Genomic DNA, 21,158 nt, shown 5'->3' with positions numbered 1-21,158 from the left:
ATAATCTGTTATGATGATATAGCCCTAAGCGAGTTACAGTAAGCAGCTCCCACAGCTCTTCCGTTGCCGTCATCCAAACTTGTATTTCCTGCCTGGTTATGATTTCGTCCTATTATATGAGAGAGTTCGTGTGCAATGCTACTGGTAGTGTTATTAGTTTGGTTTAGGGCAATTATAAAATAATCACTGCCGGTGTAGTTAAGGTCAAAGGTGGAGCTAACAGTCACACCACCGCCACTTAAAGGCACATCGTCCACTATAAGCATTGGGATACCACGTGCTCCCGAAAAGGTAGTGCCTGTTCCTAAGGCTGTTTCATCGGCAGTATATCTCCATCTGTCGGTTGCAGTTGCAGGAGTAAAAGCATCCATTGAGGATGCTCCTCTTACCCTGTTCCAGTTGAAATCAAACTTGAGGTTAATACAACATTTTTTAAGTAATGCTTTAGCACTGTTAATTTTCTGCCTAAGGTTTGCCATAGCTGTCCTGGTGGCTCTTACCCTAAAAAATACACTAACCCAAAGCTCTTTTATTCCGCCACCACAGGTATCACAATTACCGTCATGACAGGATTTCTGTATCATTTTACGTTTAATACCGCCTTGCTGTATGGTATGGGTAAGCTCATGAGCCAGGAGGTGTTTACCGTTATCACTAGCGGGGTTGTATTTACCTTCATTAAAGTAAATATCGTTACCTACGGTAAATGCCTGTGCATTGAGTTCACGGCTCATTTGTACGGCATTTGCCCCGGTGTGTATACGCACATTTGAGAAATCGTTGCCAAATCGCGATTCCATAAAGTTGAGAGTGCTGTTATCCATAACACTGCCACCACCTTTAGAACTATTTACACCCGATTCTATATGGTTTGGGGCAGAGCCTCCGGTTTCGTCCGAGGGTCGCTGAGCAAGAGGTGCGATGGTTTCGTTTAATGATTTTTTCTGTAGCTTTTCCTCTTCACAGGCACATTTTTGTACCGATTGTCCCGACTGCATAATGTTTTGTCCTGTATCCTTTTGCCTCATTACTTTTGCAGCCATACTGTCGGCTTCCTTTTCATATACATCGTTAGTACTGCCAATACTGAGTTTTCGTTGTATGGCAGGTTTAAAAAAGCTACTGTGTTTTGTTGTTACAGCATTCTTTTGGTTTTGCAGGTACATCATTTCCATAATCTCTCATTTTAATACCAGTTACAAATAAGGAAGTCTTCCATAAATGGGGTTTTTACCATATTAATAGCCCACGGAAGTTTTTCCAGTAGTATATCATATCCTTTCTCTTCAACCCATAACTCAATATCGGGGTTTTTGAGGTCTATTTTTCCGTCACGTTGTAAAAAGGTTTGCTGTAATGCCTCTACAGATGATCCGTTTAGTGGTTTCCAGTATTCAATTACCGCTTCCAGCAGGCTGTGGCATTTATCTTTATCTTTTTTAGTAAGCTTTAGTTTAGTGTTTACAGTACTGTTTGCAGGAAGTCCGCATAGTATTTTATTAAGTGTGATTTCATTCTCAAAAAACTGTTCTTTTCCTGTTACCAGATATTGAATAAGCAATATAGCTTTGTGCTGATCTTGTTTTTTAAGCCATTTTCCATCGTTGCAAAGATTAAGCTGTTCAAAAAGGGAAATAAGGAAGGGGTGTAGTATTACAGCTCCGGCATTTTTTATGAAAACAGAATTGATACCACCATCTGTAAACATGGATTGGTTCTCAGTAGTATCGGTTATTGCTTGTGCCTCAGTTTGGTTTTTGTATAAGGGAACCGACTGGCTTTTGTACAATTTTTTTTCAAGACCTTTAAAAAAAGCTTTTGCCTGGGAAGGACAACCTTTTTTTTCTGCTTTTAACAGAGTAGTGGTTTGAGAAAGAAATTCTTTAATCTCATTAAAACTAATATCCCAATGGATTTTTGATGCCTGTACTAACTCTTCAAAGTAGAACTGTTTTTTATTTAGCGATTGTTGCTGCAAAACATAAATCCATTGTAAAAAACGCATCCATTGCTGTATAGAGGCTTTGTTTTTTCCTGTAAATGCGTTTGCCGGGTAAGCTGTAACTATATCTACAATTGCTTCAGGATAATACCCTGATAGTAGTGATGTAGTCAGTACTTTTTCCTTAAAGGCATCGGGCATGGTAAAAATCCAGCGGATTAAGGTATTAAGGTCGTTTTGAAAATACTGTAAGAGCTGTTTGGCAAAACTATCATTAACCGTTACTTTCCTTATAAGTTTTTCAGGGTTGGTAGCTACGCCGTTTTCGGGTAGAATACCTGTTTTGAGGAATTGGTATAATAGCATTTCGGCATGTTGACTGTCTGATAAAAGATTATTAAACCTGTTACTGTTGTTGTCCTGTTCGTGTATTAATGGTTTATTGGCTTTTAAATACTGCTCTATTTGGAAAAGGGTATATTCCACCAGTTCGTTTTTCCAGTTTTTTTCGGAAAGGTTCTGAATATTGATTTCCAGTAAATCAATGTTCCAAATGTGATTTTTAACGGCATATTTATCCAGAAGTACAGCCAGTTTAGGGTATAACTGCCTTTCCAGTACCACACTAAGCTCGTTATGCACCACGTTACTGAACGAACGTGATGCACACTGAACATCAACAGTATTTTGTTTAATTAAATGCATTATCGGGTAAGATGGGTTTTAATGGTATCCATAGCTTTTATGTACACTTTATCTTTATTAATCCCTGTTATATTTTCAACAGTGAATTTTTTAAAGCTTACTGCTATTGAAGTGCTTATCATTTCGCCGGGGGCAAGATTTGTGTGTATAACCAGTAAGAAATATGGTCCTTCTTTTTGTATGTATAATGTAATTGTCCTGTAAGGACTCTGGTTTATGTTTGCATATAGCGGTACACTGTAAAAAAGGGCTATTTTATCTTCATCCAAGTCGGGCATAAAACTCCTTAATAAGCTGTATTGCTCCTCACTGATTTCCAATTGGAAACGACCACCAGCAGCTGTTTCAGAACCACTATTGTTTTTGAGCATTAAATATGCATTGCAGCATTGGTTGTCACCCCCCTTAAAAGAGTAGTGATAACTTTGTATATCGTTTGTCACTACATTTTCTGTAGCTACTTCAAAAGCATTAGTACCACCGGCTTTGTAATTTGTCATTTTAGTAAGTACTTCTCTTACCTGTGCGGCAGTATTGCTGCCGTTGTCCTTAAGCCCGGCTATTAATTCCAGTATTTCTTTTAATTCAGTTTCCATAATTATGTCGTTTTTTGCTTGTTGTTAATCAGTATAAAAATCATTTGAGTTGAAATCGTTAGCATTAAAATCCCCAACAGCTGTTACTACAATAGTTTGTGTGCTTCGGCATATTTCACCCAATTGGGTAATGGTCACGTTAAATTCCTGACTGTTACTGAAATCAAAGTTGTAGTCAGTTGTGCCATTGTCTGCAATTACCGTATCACTGCCATCGCCAAAATCAAACTCATAACTGTGGGTATCATCGGCATTTGTATTTTTAAACATAAATACACTTGGCTTGTTGGCGTCACGTTTAAAGCTCCACGCCAGTTCCTGCGGACTCTGTATTGTAAGTTCAAGCGTGTTGCTTACTTCTCCGCCCACTTCATATTGAAGTGTATAAGTTTGCGGAGTTTGTATACTGTTATGACCCGGTGTAAAGAAATACCTGTCACTGTGTTGTACAATGGCATCTTTTGCAGTGCCTGAAAAACTACCTCCTGACTTCCCTGTAATAAATACTTCATACTCACCTTCCATATCATTATTACAGTATTCCAGTGTTTCCATTTCGATTTTTGGAGGGGCTGCTGTTTCCAGTTTTATCTCTATAGTATTGCCTTCACTACAGCAGGTATATGGCAGGAAGAAATCGGCAATAACAAGCTGCTCCAGTGAGTTGTTTTGATTGTCTCCGGTAACAGTTGGTGCAAATTGTAACAGGTCTTTAAAATTTTCCAGTATAAACCCGCTCATTTCGGCAGTGTAAGTAGCATCCAGTTTATATTTGGCTATTTCCATAAGGTTAGCCTTAATATTATCGGTTTCGTCCTTACATGGATTAGTTGTTGTAGTAGGCTTTGTTTTGATTTGCGATTTGTAATCCTTGAATTTTATACTTTTTTCAAGCTCTGCCTTAACATCATCGGCTATTGGAATATTATGTTTATAAGCCTTTACCGAAGCCAGCAGGTTAGCATAAGAAGGGGGAGGGGCAGCCGCCTTAAAGATGGAGGAGTCTACATAAACCAAAATAAACGTACCGCCTTTAGTTACCCCCGCCTTATGTTCAAGTCCTGAATGTTTTTTTATGAAAGTTGAAAAGAATAGATCTTTATACACATTTTGCCATCTTACATAAGCTTCTTCATATATTACCGCAAAAGGATCTTCCAGGAACAGTTCATTAATGTCATCCAGCCTGTCTATTAAATCCTCTGCCAGTACCGAAAGGGTTTCCCTGTTAAGCTGTATACACCACCTGTGTAGCAGGAATACGTTATTAAGCTCTTTGAAAATTTCGTAGAAGCTGGTGAAATTAGGCAGGAATTCTTTTAGATCGTTTGTTAGCAGGTTTTTGATTTCCTGTAATATATTCTTAAAGTTATCTATGGTTTGCCCAGAAAGGATGTTCTCGCTAATTAGTTTGTTCCTGCGGGTATTCATCCAGTTAAACACAAACTCGGTTATGTTATAAAGCCTTTTACGAGCCAGGTCGTAATCGGTTTCAAGATCATCCCAACGTCCTTCAAACTTCATAATGTCTACTTCCTTATCTGTAAAATCAACAGCATTAACAGCTGTTATTTTAAAAGGCAGACTGTTACTGTTTTTAATAAGCGTAAGGTCTTTTAATACACTTTTGTAATTCATGCCTAAATGCCCTTCAATCCTGAAGAAATTATAAGGTTCTATATCAAAAAGCAAAGGTTGTTTTACTGCTTTAATATTACTGTATCCGGCAATATCAGAATGGTAGGAAAGTATAGAATCGTTTTCCTGATTTGCCGTAAACTCAGGATTCCATTTTTTATTAAGCTGAAGAATATTACCGTAATAATACGGAATAGCCTTTTCGCTTAACATTGCCTTCCCGTAAACCGATGGGGTTACTTTTATCTTTCCGTTTGCAGGAACGCTAAATGAGTTGATAATATGGTTAAGGCGGTCAAACAACAGTTCCAGTTGTTTTAACTTGGATTGCTCTTCCTGTGATTTGTTTAGTGTTGCAATAAAGGGAGTCCTGTATTGTATACCGGTTTCGGTACCGTTGCCTAATGCAACATGAAAAGGAAACAGCTCTTCGTTTACGCAGCATATAGCCGGATTGATTTTCCTGAAGGCTGCGATTTCGTTATAGGCTTCGGTTATATCATAAATCCAGTCCCACAGGTACTGTATGTTTATGGTTGTTTTGTAATTGTTTACAATCTCGTTTATCTTGTTTTTACAGTTTTGAAGTACAGGGAAATTAGTATCGCTGCCGTAGTTATTTTTAAAATCACTATAAAGTACACTTACAGCATCTGAAATCGAGATGATAAAACTGTCGTTGTATACTTTATCAAACTGTTTTAAAACATCATTTCCTGTAATGATATTAATGTATGGGTCAACATTATATCGCGGAAAGTTAAGCTTAGGGGCTTTTGCCATAACAGTATGCTCATGGAAAACATCGGTGTTAAGGCCCTCAATAGAAAATATAAGCGGACGCAGGTTAAACTCCATGCGTTTGCCCTTATCATCACAATTGGTATTTACACAATTCTTTTGGTCTATCAGAGAAACTTCGAGCAGTAGTACAACTATTTTATCACTTAGAAAGTCTTTTGTAAGGGGTTTTTTAGTATTGTCGTCTGATGCCGATGTTACCAGTTCCATACAGTTTTTAACAGGTTCATACTGTGTAGCATATTTAAAGATACTATCCAGATGGGATTCCTGTAAGGAATCAGGTTTTAAAAACTGTTCGGAGATTTCATAATCATGGTAATATGTAAATATATTTTCCTTCCAGTTGATTTGAAATCCGAGTGATGTTACTGCCGTACCGCAGGATATTTTCACTGAATTTTCACTGGGGGAAGAAATTTCAAGCCCACACACTATACCCAGCCCAATAAGGTTTTTACGGGTTATGCGGTCCTGCTCTTCAAGATGGCTCATCAGCAGGTTGAGGTCTTTTTGGCTTAAAACCTGATCGGCTTCAAAAACCGGATAAATAGTTGTATTATAAGCTTCCATGATGTTTTATTATAAAGTTCCTAATGATGTTTTTCCCAGAGTAATAGGCCTGTTAGATTCGCTTAACTCACAATCGTAAAGGTTGCCTTCAGGATAAATGGTATTAAGCTCTTTTAAGGCCAAAATGAGTTGGTTTAATACTTTTTGGTATTTCTTGGTTTCTGTATCTGTTAGCAGGTTACTGCAAAACAGGAGTCGGTATTTACGGAAGGCATCAAGCCATTCCCTGTATTTTTGCTGGAACAGTAGCATATCTTCTATGCCTACCCAGCATATTTTAAGCAGTACATGTGAAGGAGCTTCCTGCCTGAACACTTTCTCGGCATATTCCCTAAAAACAAGGTTTTTAAAGCGTGACAGGTAACCCGGCAGCACTATGGTAGCCTTAAAGGAATAAGGATCATTATTGGCAGGGTCGTTGCAGTCGTCGTTAAGGCAAACCGAAAGCAAATCATTATCAGTAAACAGTTTATTGTCAAAAGGTCTTAGTAAAATATGTTCCAAACAATAAAAGTTTTCATAATAGATGTTGAGTTTGGCAATCATACTTTCCAAGTAATCGTAGGCCTGCTGTTCGGTATCAAACTTTTTGTCCAGTCGGGCTATTTTTGCAGTGTTATCTACCAGGTATAGTATAAACTTACTGCCATAACTGTCTATTTTGTACAGGTTTTGGTCAAGGAAATGTAGTTGTGACCAGTCCCATTTTTCCTGTAGGTTAGTAGCCGGAGAGACAATTTTAAAAAGAAAGTCCTCTGTTTCGGTCTCAACTGTCCATTGTGTTTGCGGAGCATCTTCGGTCACGATATTACGGAGCCCAATTTCATTTATACCCAATAGCCCTGCAACTCGTTTTTCATAACCGCCACGATGTTCGGTATTCCAAAAATCATTCAGTTGAGGAGGGATGGTATTGCTTTTTGCATTAAGGTAGTCTATACCAAGTCCTCTTTTACTGCTTATTTCAGGATAGGCATTTATAAAGTTCTCCTTATCGGTAATTAGGTTGGCGTAGTCAAAAGCCAGTCCGCCCATGCCTTGGGTATCATTTGCCATACGATACATCATAAACACATAATCGTTAAAACTTTCGGCAAAACGGGCTATAAGGTGATCCAACACTTTATTCCTCCTTGTATAATACAGACTTTCACTTTCGTATAGTGATACATCGTCGGCAGTAAGTCCGTTCATTAGTTTAGATTCTAAACCTGTATCATATACTTCCTTAGAATAGAAATCGTCATCTTCGGCATCGTTCTTATCGAGAAATGCAGGGAAGTAGGTTTTGGCAGCACCGTTAGTATCAAAAAGATCTTTAGCATTGTATAGCTGACTGAAAAAATCGGCCAGTAATTGCTCATAGAAATACAGGTAGGCCTTTAGTTGTTTTACCTGAGCCTTACGCAATTCGGATGCCTTGTCCGACACAGGATTTTTACCCAGCCCGTAATTGGCAGGGAAGTCATTTTGAATACTGTAATACTCGTTTAACGGATAGTAATTACCTGTTTCTGCCTCAAAATCGTTTTTAATATTTTGCAGTTTCCTCTGGCTAAACTGCGATTTATACATTATAACCTTTTGTTCAGTAAGCATTTGTTGTGTTTCGGTAAGCAGGAATGGTATGCCCTGCTGAAACAGTAACAGCTTTGATTTTGAGGCATTAAATACAGGTTTTATATCTCCGGGTAATGGCAATACCCATTTTTGATTGCTGGATCCGGTTATAGGTTTTCCTAATGCATTGTAGGCCGTCATCATGAGGTTTTTAATCGATTTGACACCGTCAATTTCCATTAGGGCAGCGATAATGTCTGACGCATGTATCTCTTCAGGAAGGGTCGCTTTTTCAATCTCCTCATCTTTAAGAAAACCGTGAATAAGTTTAGGCCCAAGGAAAATGTCTTCTGAATGATATCCCTCGTTTACCAGTTGTGACAGGGTATAGAAGTTTATTTTCGGACTGATAACATTATCAATGGCGATTTGTATTTTGCTCATTACCTCTATGGCATCGCTGCCCGGTACAATATCAATATCGGCACAAATCCCAATATCTGTTTTTTGGATAACCTCAACACACAGGTAATCTTCACACAGGTTCCTGTTTTGTTGCAGACTGTTTGCTACACTGGCGGTAACAGTTTCAATCTTTTCCTTTTTGGAAGCCAGCAGAGCTATTATCTCGCATATATTTTTCTCTTTACCAAAGTAATTCAGGGCAATATCCAATTCACGGGAATCGTCCGGGAAAATCCTGAAATGAAGCGAATCGGTAGGATTACTGTACCTGTTCACTACCAAATACACTATACCATTTGTTATTTTAATACTATCTATAGTAATTTTAGACGGCTTATCCATTTTTTTAAATAGTGCCGTATTAGGATGATTCCAGTTAGTAAACTGCGGAACGATTTTAAGTTTCACCCAGTGGTCTTCACTCCAAAAAGCATGTTCCAGTATAAGGCTGTTAAGGTCGCCTAAAACCGGGTCATCTTCCAGTTCAATACGAACCTTATTAAGTCCTCTTAGTTTCAGTTCGGGGATTGTATTGTTTTTATTGTCAGTATTTTTAAGACTTAGTTTATCTTCCCTTTTATTGATATACAGCTTGGCCTCGGTATCATTAGGCAGCCTGTACCCGCATTCATCGGTTGCTTTTTGTGTAGCAATAACCCAGGCATTGGCAATGCCTTCTATATCTATTATCAGCTTTCTGTAATCAATTTGGGTTAGGGGAGCATTGGTAAAAATATCCGATGCTTTGAAAAACGTATTATTTTGTATAACACCGTCTTTATTGGTAAGCAGGTCTTTTATATCAAAATCGGCCCTGTAACCCAGTTCGGTAATGGCATAGCAAAGCACGTCCAGTATGGTTATACCGGGATCGTGGACATTATAGTCGGTCCAAAATTTATGACCAAGCGTTTCTATATGCCTTAACCCTTCCTGTAGCAGGAACTGAAAATCCTGTGACGGGTTCAGTTTTCTGTCTTTCTCTATGTAATAGTCCTGCAGCATGGCTTTTTATTTTATTTCCTCTATGAGGTGTGATTCATTAGGGATGAATAATGTAAAATCGGTTGGGGGTGTAATCTTGTTTAGGTTTTGGATATAGGAGCCTGTTATCTGGTTATTTTCATCCAGCAGGTATTGTGTAATATTAAAATCAGTTATGTAGTCTACAAATTCCTGATTGTCTACCAGCTGAATAATGGATGAGAACTCAATCTCATTGGCAAAGTTCAGTTCGGAATCATCATAAGCCCACGGACTCAGGTACCTGTTTATGGTTTCCTTTAGCTGGCTGATATAGAGCCTGCTGTCCATACCGGGTACTTCCCAAAACTTAACATTAAACTCAACCTTAATCATTTCTGCTTTTGGAGCCTTAACGTTAATACGGGCATGTGGCGATGCTTTTTTACTTAAATGCTCTTTTATTAAAAGCATTTTATTGAGGCTAAGCAGTGGTTTCCAGCTTATGTTTTCGGTATTTTGTGATTTTGCCACAGGTATTACTGTAGTATAACCGGCAGCTACATTAGATATTTGGGTATCATACCTGTAATGGTTTAGTGTTTTTACCCTGTATACTTCAGGGAATTCCTGTAATACTATGTGCTCATAATCCCATACGGTTATAGCCCTGTTTTTATGTCTTAGCCTTTCACTTATCCTTGTGTAAAGGGATTCGTCTGCTTCGGCTTTTCTGCCATCAAAAGAGGGGTATGGCTGTATTATTTTCTTAACCTGATTAATGGCAGTATAAGTTTTACTGATGGTTCCTTTAGGAGTTTGTTCCAAAAATTCGGCGCCTGTATTTTCATAATCGGTTATGACTGCTTTTAGTGCCTGTACATGGATGCCTAAAATGCGGCAAACTGCCTGTATATTTGAAACCGATATACGCAACCAAAACAATTTAGCCGACAATAGTGTATTGTCACTGTTATAGCTTGGAATAGTAATATTTACAAGTCCCGATTGGGTAAGGGAAAGGGTTTCGTCACCTATATTTTGAGGTTCTACATCCTGCCATTGGTTGTTGCTAAGGTAGGACCAGGTTATTTTTGCAGGTTCCAGCTTTGGATTAGCCGTACCTTCCTCCAATTGTATAAGGAAGTTTAGTCCGTCTTCATAAGAGGTATTTTCAAACCCCAGGTACACAAACCCTTCCTGATCACTGGCAGTAGAGAATTTAAAAAGTCCCTTACTGAACTTTTCATACCCAAACGGAGTTGATTTAAAGATCTCTATCGGGTTTGCTTCGTTTGTTCTGGTACTAAGATTTATGGATTCGCTTACATTATACCAAAAACCAAAGTCGTTGTATTGTGGTTTATAGGGAAGTGTGCCGTCATTTTTAGTGGCATCAATATAAGCTTCCATATATTTTTCATTAGCATAGTTGCTATCATTAAACTGGATTTTAAACTTACCGTTAGATTTTATATCACTACTCGCTATTTCATTAAACCGGTAATCTGTTAACGGATAGTTGTTTTTGATTGCATTGTAGTTGTTGGAAAACTTTATCCATGAACCGTTCTGCAACTGGTAAGTAATAACTCTGCTATAAAAGCTCCAGTTGAAATAGAAAGACCCAAATATGGCTTCGGCATTCTTTTTCATAAACAGCTCGTTAGAACTTATGTAAAAGCTATTACCGCTTTTAGGAATTTCTCCAAACGGATAAAAGGATTTTTCGGGATCAATTGTACCAAAGTCCGATTCAATTTTAAACGATTTGAAACCGGCTACCCTTATTGTAATATCTATATGGCTTACATTGCTTATGACCTCTGTACTTTTAGGTACTATTTTTAATACAGGGAAAGAAGTGTTTACCTCTAAATCCTTATGCAGTTTGGCATCATAAGGTATAATTGCCTTTTCGTTAGCAGGAATACTTAGTTTAATAGCTTCTACAGCGTCGGCACTGTTTACTTTTTCATTCTCTTTTACGGTCAGTTCTATAAGTTCTTTTTCACCTGTGATATAAAAATCTAAGTCGGTAGCATTGTATTGCTTATTATTGAGCGTAATATAGATGAAACGCTCACCGCTTTGAAGAAATAATAACGGACTCGCAATCAAAATTCCTTCCCTCGTTTCTTCAGCATTTGTGGTAAAGGCGTCAAATCCTTTTCCTGTAGCATTAAAATCAGTAAGATTGGTTTTATAAAACCTGTTGTTACTGTAATATTTGCTTAAAAAAGAACTGAGTTTTATACCATTTACGGTTTGATCCTGAGTGGCGGTATAATACTTTTTCTGACCAATGCCATTTTTCCCCGCCGGGAAAACAGTCCCCTTAGGTATAAGGAACGGTTTGGTATTATGAGATTGTACTACCAAGTGTACATAATCCGGTTTAGCCTTTTGGTTTTCAACCTTCAGTACGCTTTTATAGTAAAAGTCAAGGTGTTTTTTGGTAAACTCATTAAACTTATCTTTTGCTACCTGTAGCAGTTTTACAAAAGACAGGAACAAAGTATAATGCGGAGAGTGGTCAGGGTAATTACTTAACTGATTGTCTACTGCTTTTTGGGTAAAGTTTTTCCAGGACAGTAATAACCCGAAAAGCTGTTGTATAGTTTTATTGAATACATAGTTTTTTAATAGTGAGGCTATATCAGACGAAGTGTTTACCATACTGATTATATAGATAAATCTTTCGGTAATTGTATAGGTAGAGGAAATCAGGGCTTCCTTTTCAAGGATCTTGTCATCCAGTAATGCTGTCTTTTCCTTAAGTTCATTAAACTGAGTTTCTATTTGTGTGAAATACTCCAGTAATATTGCCTTTTGTGAAGCATTATCGGTATTAATAAGTATTTCATTCTTCTTGTTTTCAAAAGAGTTTTGCAGCAACTCTATATTCCAGTTGGCAATCAGTATAAGTATGGAAGTAGATTCCCTGCCGAAAAACTCGGCCCATGTACCTTCTGGAATATTAAACTCGTTGTAAAACGTTACATACTGCGAAAGCTTCTGAACAAAAAGGATAAAGTCCTGTTCGTTCCTTTCATCCAAACGGAAGTAAGCGGGGTCTAACGCGGGATTTACCCTGTTAGACTGAGTGGTTCCCATTCCGCTGTGTATTGATAATATGGAGCTACAGTTTCCCATTTTGTTGTTATTGTTTTACAAAAGTTCCTTCTTCCAGATAATAAGGGAATACATAGTTCTTTCTGGAGTTTGTAGCCCTTATGCGATAGGTAATCTCAATGTATACCACACCATTATTGTTTCCTTCGGTTTTAAAGTCGGTATCAAGAAGTTCAATTCGGGGTTCATACAGCACTATGGCATTTTCAATAATCCCCTTTATTTTGGTAAGCAGGGTTACCGTTATGTTTTCGTAGAGCATAGCCGAAAGGTCGCATCCGTAATCCGATCGCATAACCCTTTCCTTTAACTGGGTGGTAAGCAGTATTTGCAGGCTTTGGTAAATGTCCTGTTCGTCACTTACCGTTTCTACCGTTGCTTTATGTTTATTGAAGGTAGGAGGGAAGCCCCATCCTGTCCCTAAAAAAGAATCCTTTTTCATGATTGTTTGGTTTTTTATCCGCCTATCATTACAGTAGGGCAGCCTACGGTTACCGTACCGCCATGAGCTGTAGGGTCTCCCATTCTCACAGCAGGTTTACCGGCAATAAAAACACTTGAAGAACCCGTTGTAAGGGCATCGGGCGCTCCGGCACATACACAGTTGTCGCCCACCACGGCAGCAGGCATGCCGCCTACAAGTACAGTTGTGTTACCTCCCGGCAGTATAGGACCGCCTACATGAGGTTTAGGCCCGTCTGACATTGGGCAGGTATGCATATCTGTTGTTCTGGCTGCTGCTCCCATAATTAGTTTAGATTGATGATTGAACCCTTTAGTTCAAGTTGGCTACTTGCTTCAATGCCGGTTTGTATGCCTTCTACCTTAATGTTTCCGTTTGCTTTTATATTCAGGTCCTTACAGCTTTCAATAGTAATTCCCTGATCGTTAAGTATTACTTTGTTACTGTTGGCATCTTCAAGGGTAATCCCTTTTTGATCGTCGCTTATAAGAACCTTGTTTCCGTCATTAGTGCTTATTTCAATACTTTTGGTTTCCCCGTCTATTACTATGCGGGTACCTTCTTTGGTTACAAATCCCTTTTTGTAATTATTGGCATCAATAGGGAAGGGCGTTGGTTTATTGCTGCTATACAGGCAACCCAGTACTACAGGGGTATCGGGATTATTGCCTATGCATCCTACAACAACTTCGTCATCCACATCGGGGATAAAAAAGCTACCCGTTTCGTTTGATGCATTAAGGGTTGCGAGCCTTGCCCAGATGCCTTCTCCGTTTTCCGACAGGATAGGGATGCGTACCTTAATCCTGAACTGATTGTTTGGGTCTTCCTCTATTTGTGTGACTACCCCAATCTGTAATCCGTTTAGGGTATTGGACTGCCCAATCTGGGCCTGGGTGTTGTTAACTCCCGGTGAAGTACTTTCGGTAAAGGAACGTTCGTTTTCCAGTCCGAAAGTATATTCTGTTTTCCAACAGCCGTTTTCAAAAGAGTGTACTTCCTGTGAAATAAGCAATGGTATATCATCTATGTCGTTATTTACCTTATTGAAGGTAATGTAATCGCCCAGTTTGGCACTTAGATTACCAAAGGTGGTTACCCTGCCCTGAATAGCGGCAATATTACTTCTCTCCAACGTAGCATTGGCAATTTTTTCCAATGTTGACTCCTGTAATGAGGTTTGACTAACCCTTACCGTATGCGGATTATCATCGGCATTCTGCTCACTTGACACACGACTCACCGACTGGCTTTCTATATCCCAGCGCTCTATGGTAACCGACGATCTTCTCCTTTCAGGGTCAATACGACCGTTAAATGTAAAAACATTAATGCCGTTCTCTGCCTTGTAGGAGGGCTCGTGGTTGGTATCCAGTATGTCAATTCCGGTAAATTCGGTATTGCGTAATGCGACCATCATCCCTATGGAATCCAGGAAACCTATAAGGTAATCCCAAGGTGTGGTTGAGGTATTGTGTGTTATCTGTTCCTCACTCCAGGGCTGATTGGTAAGATTATCACTAACTGTCAGATCTCTGGTAAAGAGCGTTAGTTTATCGCCAAAAGTCTGGTTGTTGTTTTCTTCTTCCGAAGACGATTGTGTTAATTGAAGTGCAATATCCTTACATTCCACTTTAGCTGTTATTTGGTCGCCTTCAATGCGTTTGTCCAGTGATTTTATAATCCCCTTAAAAATAGTTTCACTAGTGCCTTCAAAATTTACTTTTACCTCTATTGCTATAGGAGGATCACCTGCATTTCGCGTAAGCGAATTGATAGGCAATTCCTCTTCTTCCTCCACATGGTTAGCCGCATCTACAAAAGTGAACTTAGCCAACGGAATTCTATTAAGCTCAAACTGTATGGTTGCTTCCTTTAGCAGGACATCCAGCCCCGTGTTTACTCCGTTAATAAGGAACTCAAGGTTGAGCAAGGTGTCTGAAGAAGGGTAATATGGCTGTAAATCAGGCATAGTGGGTTATTTTACAGGTGGGAATTTTATTTTCTGACCAAGGCTGATGTTTCTGAAACTTAACAGTTTATTGTTTTTGGCTACATCTATGTAAAACGTATTGTTCCTGTAAATGTCTTCGGCCAAAAGAGGAAGCTTATCATTCATTTTCACTGTCCTTTCGTGGGTAAGATCGGGTGAACTACGTTGTTCGCGGGCTACCATAACTTTGTAGTCTACAGTGCCCTTAAAGGTGCAGTTTACCTTTGCCCTTATGGGCCTGCCGTCTTTCCTGAAAAGAACATAATCAATATTCATACTCTTTAACCTGCAGGTAAGGCTGTAACCGCCCCATAAAAGCTTTAGGTAAGAAGTTTGGTGGGTTTCGCCATCAAAGCCCATTAGCAGGTCCTTAAACGCTTCCACCTCTTTCTCTACGGTTTGTACTTCGCCAAAGGGATTTACTATGGCTGGTTTTAAAGCATCGGCAACATCGCCAAGTGCATCCAGTAAGTCAGATCCCTGACCGTTCCCGTCCTTTATTTTCCCCGGGGGGATAATACCGGTACTGTCAAACAGGAACTCAAAACTTACCTCTTCGCCTTCAATTCGGTTAAATCTAAGGTCGCTGCCGGTAGTTCCCATTGCCTGTCCGTCACAAAACACCACATTGTGCCTCATGCTATACTTCTCTGGGTTTAGCTGTACAAATATGGTTTTGCGTGGCGGTTCGGTATACTCCTTGGTAGGGAATACCTCAATACGCATTTTGTCTATGCTTCCTAAAATTCCGGTTATCATCGTTCAGCCCTTTCTTTCATTATTTCAAGTACACTTCGGGTACATTCCTTCACTATTTCCGATATCATTTCCTTTCGTACAACATTATCAGATTCTGGTGCTGCAGTATAACTTTCCCGCTGATTTTCGGCCACAGTTACTTTTATTCTTAATTCTTTGATTTCTATTGCCATGGTTAAAGATTTTAATAATTAAAAGGGAATGGGAATCTCTTTGAAAAAGTTATACTTAAGGGTAATGGTTTCAATCACTATTTTGCTTTCTTCGGCATTAAAGTCACTAAACTCGTAGCTTAAAGGGATAGCCTTTGCAACATACCAAACCTTTACAGGGTTACCCTTTTCGTTAAGTAAAGAGACAATAAGGTTTGCCGGATAGAAAATGAAATCGTCCATTGCCTGATTGCACCATAATGACAATCCGGACAAGTCGTTAGTCAGTCCCCTTTTAAGTACCAGGTCCTGATACCCTGAGCGAAGCGGCAGGTTGTGTTTAAACTTATTCTGTCCGCCTTCGGTATAGGGTTCGGTTTCCATGGTAACTTTTAGTCCCGAGACACTTTGAAACTTGGTGTCAATGGAAAACTGGGGAACCAGTTCAAAAACGACTGAAAAATGAAAGCCTGTTATAGGATCGCTGCCCGGCATAGTTCTTTATGATTTAGATTCTACAGTAATGCCATGGTTGGCTAGTTCTACAGTATCTATAGCTGCCTCGTTAGCGTCTGATTTTAAATCGGTGCATTTAAGCGACACTATAAAGCAGTCTTTTACGGTCCATACTACTTTAGGTTCGTGGTTCTCGTCCAATAGGGATATGATTATAGTACGTTTTTCTACCGTGTTTTGTGCCACGGTATTGTACCATTCGTAAAACTCATTGTCCCCTAAAAACACTCCGCGTTTTAAGGTGATATTGCTTAGTTTTTGAAGCCCGGGCATTTTCTTTTTGAAAAACTCGGGGCTGGAACCTACACGATGTTCAATAACATCCATCTCTTTATTTAAGCCCGATACTTCCGTAAAGGCTATTTTGCTGCCACCCCATTGTACGCTGAAGTGAAACTTAGGTAGCGGAAAATCTATATTTGGCATCTTGTTATAATTTTAAGGTTATCTAATAATTAAGGTTAAGATCGTTGCTGCATTTGCTTGAACTCAAGTATGATAAATTCGGCAGGCCTAGAAGGTGCATAGCCTATTTTAACGACCATCCTGCCTTCAAGCACATCCTGAGCCGACATTGTTTCGTTAAGGCCTACATGAACAAAAAAGGCATATTCTGCTTTGCTTCCTGCCAAAGCACCGTCATTCCAAAGAGTGGTGAGATAATTGTCTATCATACCCTTAACGCTAACCCATGTTTGCGCTACATTTGGCTCAAAAACATATTGCATACATGCCTTTTTAACTGATTCTTCAATCATATTTGCCAGCCTTCTAACATTTACATACCTCCAGTCGTTACTGTTTCCGGCTAATGTCCTGCCACCCCAAACCAGGAATCCTTTTCCTGTAAACTTCCTTATGGCGTTTATTGATTTTCCGGTTTCATGTATGTTCATATCCTGCTGTTCGGCATCGTTAACATCGTCTGTAAGACCTACTATACCATTAATGCTCACGTTTGCCGGAGATTTCCAAACACCACGTGTGGCATCGGTAATGGCATATATTCCCGCTACTGCCCCTGATGGCGGAACCGTATTCATGGACTGAGACAGTTTTTCTACAATAGAAGGATAAATAGGAATTTGTGAGATAAGGTTATTTTCTTCAAAAAGTATGTAGTCATTAAGACTTTTAACGGCGTTGTCCATTGCATTCATTATAGCTGCGTGCAGTTTTTGTACAACCAACTGAATTTTTTCAAAATCGGGCTCATCATGTGGTGTAGGGGTAGCTACAGCCATTTTTATAACACCTGTGTAAGGGTTGCCTACAGATTCTGTATAAGTTGATATATTACCCCAGGCACCTTTAAAGTTAGTGTCGTTATCTAATGCAGAAAGATCATCAACATCGCTCGTACCGTCTGATTGTTTCAGTACCTCATAAGCAAACTTGAAGTCTACCAGTTCCTGAGCATATTTCTTTAGGAAATTGGTAATAAGGTCAGACGTAAAGCTTTGTGCTGCAGTGCTTGTAAGATCCCCGGGTTTGCCCAATACCTTAAGCATATTCCACATTTTGTCTACAGCTGTTTTAAGCTTGTTGTGGGTATCAATAGGAATTTGGTGTAGCTTTTTAGGGTTTGAGGCATCTGAAGGAGCAGGCGAAGGATTCCATACCGTATTTAGGGTATCGTAATCAGCATTTTTCTTTTCAAACTCTTCAATCGAGTCCTTAAGTGATGTGTTTGATGAATATATACCTTTAAAGTTTACCTTACCGGTTCCTGTTCCGTTGATATCCTTAAACCTGAAACTGTAAGGGAACGAACTTTTAAGGTATGGATAGTAAGCAGATCCGTATTTAAGATTTTGGCTGCCAACCCTGTCCCTAAACTCAGCACTGTCAGCAACTAATCCGGTGTCCTGTTTCACGTCCATTATAGTAAATCTGTCCATCAGTTCGGCACATTGCATTAGCGCCTGTTGCTGTACAAGTCCCAGTTTTTGTGCCGTTAGGTTAATGGCATCGGGAAAAAGTAATAGTGTTGGCTCGTCAAATTTTTTAAGGAGGTTAAGTCCGTCGGTAAATGTCGTTTCGCTTGTTATGTTATCACTATAACTGCCTATAGAGACAATATAACATACACCGCCACCATTACTGTAAAACAGCCTAAGCGAATTGTACAGTTTGTACTTACTTTCGGTTACGGTGGTATTGTTTGTAGGCATTAGGTTTGCATCTAACTCCACTGCTACTGAAGCAGGTTGTGGTGCGCCGCCAAAAAGCTCTTCAAACTCCATGAAAGAAGTTATTCTGGTAGGCACAGTAGGCCCTTTTGCTGTATACCCTACAAAAGCAGGTACTGCGGTTGCTACCTGAGCAACTGAAGGAGGGAAGGCATCAATCTCATTGATGTATACCCCCGGTGTTTTAATAGAACTTATATTCATAACTTTTTCGGTTTAGTTCTTAAGTATGGTTATTAATTGTTTAATCATTATCTGCCTGAAACTCGTGTGATTCCAGTTGCCCTATAAGGCTGTTCTTATCGTTTTCCCAAAGATTGATTTTTACTTTATTGATTACTTTTTCCTGAGTAGTTGGTGAGCTTTGTACAGCGCACAATCTCATTTTATACAATACCGAAGGCATGTACTTGGAACCCAGATACGACCACATTTGGTTAAGCTGTTCCATAGACAGGCTAACCAGCTCCATGCTCACCTTAGAGTAGTTCTCCTTTTGTGCTTCGCTTTTTGCCAGATAAGCTATATAATCTATAAGCTCGCTATCGTCGTTTTTATAGTAAAAGGTGTTGTTTTGCTGGAAATAGCTTATAATGTTTTTGAGTTTATCCAGTCCGTCAAGGTATTTGGAAAGGTCTTTATTGTAGGAACTGAAAAGAACAGAGAGGATAAGGTTTTGTGCAGGATGCCTGTAACGGGATATATTGGTATCATCGGCAGTACTTTTAAGGTATACCGACTGATTTTTGAGTGTTTTGTCTTCCTCAATATTAACTATAGACATTACTATAGGTGTTTTTGAGGTTAAAAACTCATCGCCGTCATTAAGTGTGGCTATGTTGGTAATATCGATAAGACTGTTGTCAGTATCGATAAGCCCTGCAAGTTTTTCTATAATAATTTTAATATCCATCACTCTGAACTTTTTTAGCATTTAATTTGTTCAGCATGGGGGTGATGCTGTTGGTTGGTTTTGTTTATACAAAGTAACTTGTATATAATCAGATAGTTGTGAGGTTATAGCCCTGTTTTATAGGGGGAAATACCCCTTAAAATATTCGGGTGATTGTATGTAGGAATAGCGTTAAAAAATGATCAAAATCATTTCCTGTTCTTTGATATTATACCATTTTAGCCTTAAATTTATAGTGTAAACCAATTGTATTTATGGAGTTTATAGATTACTACAAAATATTGGGCGTTGATAAAAATGCTACGACCGATGAGATAAAAAAGGCCTATAGGAAACTGGCCAGAAAACTACATCCCGACCTGAACCCCGACGACAAAGAGGCCGATAAAAAATTTCAACAGCTTAACGAAGCCAATGAGGTGCTGAGTGACCCGGAGAAACGAAAGAAATACGATAAGTATGGAAAGGATTGGGAACATGGTGAGGAGTATGAAAAGTACAGGCAACAACACCAACAACAAAGGCAGTCATCATCCCAGGGTTTTGGCAGACAGGATTTTGAAGGAAGTGATTTCTCTGATTTCTTTGAATCGATGTTTGGCGGAGGCGGCTATACCCGCAGTGGCGGAGGCGGTAGCAGGCAGGTACGTTTTAAAGGTCAGGATTTCCATGCCGAAATGTCCCTGACACTGGAACAGGCCTATACCACCCATAAACAAACCTTTACCGTAAACGGCAAAAGCCTCAGGATTACCGTTCCGGCAGGTGTGGCCGACGGTCAGGTAATTAAACTGACGGGGCAGGGAGGTAAAGGCGCTAATGGTGGCCCTAACGGTGATTTGTATATTACATTTACCGTGACAAATACACCAAACTTTAAAAGGTTAGGTGATGATTTATATGCCGATAAGGAAATTGACCTGTACACTGCAGTACTTGGCGGAGAGATGATGTTTGAAACTATGGAGGGTACCATAAAGCTGAAGGTAAGCCCCGGTACACAAAACGGTACAAAGGTTAGGGTTAAAGGAAAAGGTTTCCCCGTGTATAAGAAAGAAGGTAGCTTTGGTGACCTGTATATTACCTATACCGTTAAGATACCTACAAACCTTACGGATAAGCAAAAGGAATTGTTTAAAGAATTGTCTAACGAATCTAAATAATCAGGACAATGGAAAGTAACGAATACATACCGGTAAAGGTATTTTGTCAGCACCACAGTATAGAAATAACTTTTATAGATACTTTACAGGAATACAACCTGGTAAAGGTAGTTACAATAGAGCAGGAAGAGTGCCTGCCTGTAGGCGAGGTAAGCGAAGCAGAACGAATGATAAGGCTGCACAATGAACTTAATATTAATATGGAGGGACTGGATGCTGTTTTTCATTTGCTGCAAAAAATGAAGAACATGCAAACTGAAATTGAAGGCCTTAAAAACAGATTACGATTTTACGAACCCTGATAAAACGAAATAACTATGGATAAATTTAATCAACTTATAAGCGGAAACAAACCTGTACTGGTCGACTTTTTTGCAACTTGGTGCGGACCATGCCAAATGCTGGCACCCATACTACACGAGGTAAAAACCGATATGGGCGATAAGATTACCATTATCAAAATAGATGTGGATAAAAATCAACAGTTAATGGCAAACCCTCAGTTTCAGGTAAAGGGTGTTCCTACACTTATGCTGTTCCAAAACGGTAAGATGCTCTGGAGGCAATCAGGGGTGTTACAAAAGGATGATATTATAAGGACGATAAACCAACACGCAAAGGTATAAGGG

General features: G+C 39.2%; 18 protein-coding genes. 3 read left to right on the top strand and 15 right to left on the bottom strand.

Features of this window, described 5'->3' with window-relative positions; genetic code table 11:
* Positions 1-8: 8 nt before the first annotated feature.
* From ABS768_RS07475 to ABS768_RS07405, 15 genes are read right to left on the bottom strand one after another with little or no spacing between them, the layout of a single operon-like run.
* Complete coding sequence (locus tag ABS768_RS07475; RefSeq protein WP_408074344.1) at positions 9-1,175, bottom strand: eCIS core domain-containing protein; 1,167 nt, start codon at positions 1,173-1,175, stop codon at positions 9-11.
* A gap of 11 nt (positions 1,176-1,186) precedes the next feature.
* The gene (locus ABS768_RS07470) at positions 1,187-2,647 is read right to left on the bottom strand and encodes a contractile injection system tape measure protein (RefSeq protein WP_408074343.1); all 1,461 of its coding nucleotides are present in this window, start codon (positions 2,645-2,647) and stop codon (positions 1,187-1,189) included.
* On the bottom strand, positions 2,647-3,243 hold the full coding sequence (locus ABS768_RS07465) for a hypothetical protein (protein ID WP_408074342.1): 597 nt from the start codon (positions 3,241-3,243) through the stop codon (positions 2,647-2,649). Before ABS768_RS07465 ends, ABS768_RS07470 begins: the two co-directional genes overlap by 1 nt.
* 24 nt (positions 3,244-3,267) lie before the next feature.
* The gene (locus tag ABS768_RS07460; RefSeq protein ID WP_408074341.1) at positions 3,268-6,255 is read right to left on the bottom strand and encodes a hypothetical protein; all 2,988 of its coding nucleotides are present in this window, start codon (positions 6,253-6,255) and stop codon (positions 3,268-3,270) included.
* 9 nt (positions 6,256-6,264) lie between these two features.
* Complete coding sequence (locus ABS768_RS07455; protein WP_408074340.1) at positions 6,265-9,285, bottom strand: hypothetical protein; 3,021 nt, start codon at positions 9,283-9,285, stop codon at positions 6,265-6,267.
* 6 nt (positions 9,286-9,291) lie between these two features.
* A complete protein-coding gene (locus ABS768_RS07450; RefSeq protein ID WP_408074339.1) occupies positions 9,292-12,399 on the bottom strand; it encodes a baseplate J/gp47 family protein in 3,108 nt (1,035 codons plus the stop codon).
* 7 nt (positions 12,400-12,406) lie between these two features.
* Positions 12,407-12,820 carry a GPW/gp25 family protein gene (locus ABS768_RS07445; protein ID WP_408074338.1) on the bottom strand — a complete coding sequence of 138 codons (414 nt, stop codon included), beginning with the start codon at positions 12,818-12,820 and terminating at the stop codon, positions 12,407-12,409.
* Positions 12,821-12,834: 14 nt separating this feature from the next.
* Positions 12,835-13,125 (bottom strand): PAAR domain-containing protein, encoded by a 291-nt coding sequence (locus ABS768_RS07440; RefSeq protein WP_408074337.1) that lies wholly within the window; start codon positions 13,123-13,125, stop codon positions 12,835-12,837.
* 2 nt (positions 13,126-13,127) lie between these two features.
* Complete coding sequence (locus ABS768_RS07435; protein ID WP_408074336.1) at positions 13,128-14,813, bottom strand: phage baseplate assembly protein V; 1,686 nt, start codon at positions 14,811-14,813, stop codon at positions 13,128-13,130.
* 6 nt (positions 14,814-14,819) lie between these two features.
* Positions 14,820-15,593, bottom strand: a complete 774-nt coding sequence (locus tag ABS768_RS07430) for a CIS tube protein (protein ID WP_408074335.1) — start codon at positions 15,591-15,593, stop codon at positions 14,820-14,822.
* Positions 15,590-15,766: a DUF5908 family protein gene (locus ABS768_RS07425; protein WP_408074334.1), complete on the bottom strand. Its 177-nt coding sequence runs from the start codon at positions 15,764-15,766 to the stop codon at positions 15,590-15,592. Before ABS768_RS07425 ends, ABS768_RS07430 begins: the two co-directional genes overlap by 4 nt.
* An 18-nt stretch (positions 15,767-15,784) precedes the next feature.
* A complete protein-coding gene (locus ABS768_RS07420) occupies positions 15,785-16,240 on the bottom strand; it encodes a phage tail protein (protein ID WP_408074333.1) in 456 nt (151 codons plus the stop codon).
* Between the two features lie 6 nt (positions 16,241-16,246).
* Positions 16,247-16,687 carry a phage tail protein gene (locus tag ABS768_RS07415; protein ID WP_408074332.1) on the bottom strand — a complete coding sequence of 147 codons (441 nt, stop codon included), beginning with the start codon at positions 16,685-16,687 and terminating at the stop codon, positions 16,247-16,249.
* Between the two features lie 35 nt (positions 16,688-16,722).
* Positions 16,723-18,657, bottom strand: coding sequence for a phage tail sheath C-terminal domain-containing protein (locus tag ABS768_RS07410; protein WP_408074331.1), 1,935 nt, complete (start codon positions 18,655-18,657; stop codon positions 16,723-16,725).
* A gap of 40 nt (positions 18,658-18,697) precedes the next feature.
* Positions 18,698-19,366, bottom strand: coding sequence for a DUF4255 domain-containing protein (locus ABS768_RS07405; RefSeq protein WP_408074330.1), 669 nt, complete (start codon positions 19,364-19,366; stop codon positions 18,698-18,700).
* A 254-nt stretch (positions 19,367-19,620) separates the two neighbouring features.
* Here ABS768_RS07405 and ABS768_RS07400 point away from each other — a divergent pair, with 254 nt between their 5' ends.
* From ABS768_RS07400 to trxA, 3 genes are read left to right on the top strand one after another with little or no spacing between them, the layout of a single operon-like run.
* Entirely contained in the window at positions 19,621-20,529 is a 909-nt protein-coding gene (locus tag ABS768_RS07400; protein ID WP_408074329.1) for a DnaJ C-terminal domain-containing protein, read from the top strand.
* A gap of 8 nt (positions 20,530-20,537) precedes the next feature.
* Complete coding sequence (locus ABS768_RS07395; protein WP_408074328.1) at positions 20,538-20,831, top strand: chaperone modulator CbpM; 294 nt, start codon at positions 20,538-20,540, stop codon at positions 20,829-20,831.
* Positions 20,832-20,846: 15 nt separating this feature from the next.
* Entirely contained in the window at positions 20,847-21,155 is a 309-nt protein-coding gene (gene trxA / locus ABS768_RS07390; protein ID WP_408074327.1) for a thioredoxin, read from the top strand.
* Positions 21,156-21,158: the final 3 nt, after the last annotated feature.

The sequence above is a fragment of the Flavobacterium rhizophilum genome (assembly GCF_046000485.1).
Classification (GTDB): Bacteria; Bacteroidota; Bacteroidia; order Flavobacteriales; family Flavobacteriaceae; genus Flavobacterium; species Flavobacterium rhizophilum.
Note: the sequence above shows the minus strand (reverse complement) of the source record. Positions and strands in the feature narration are given on the sequence as shown.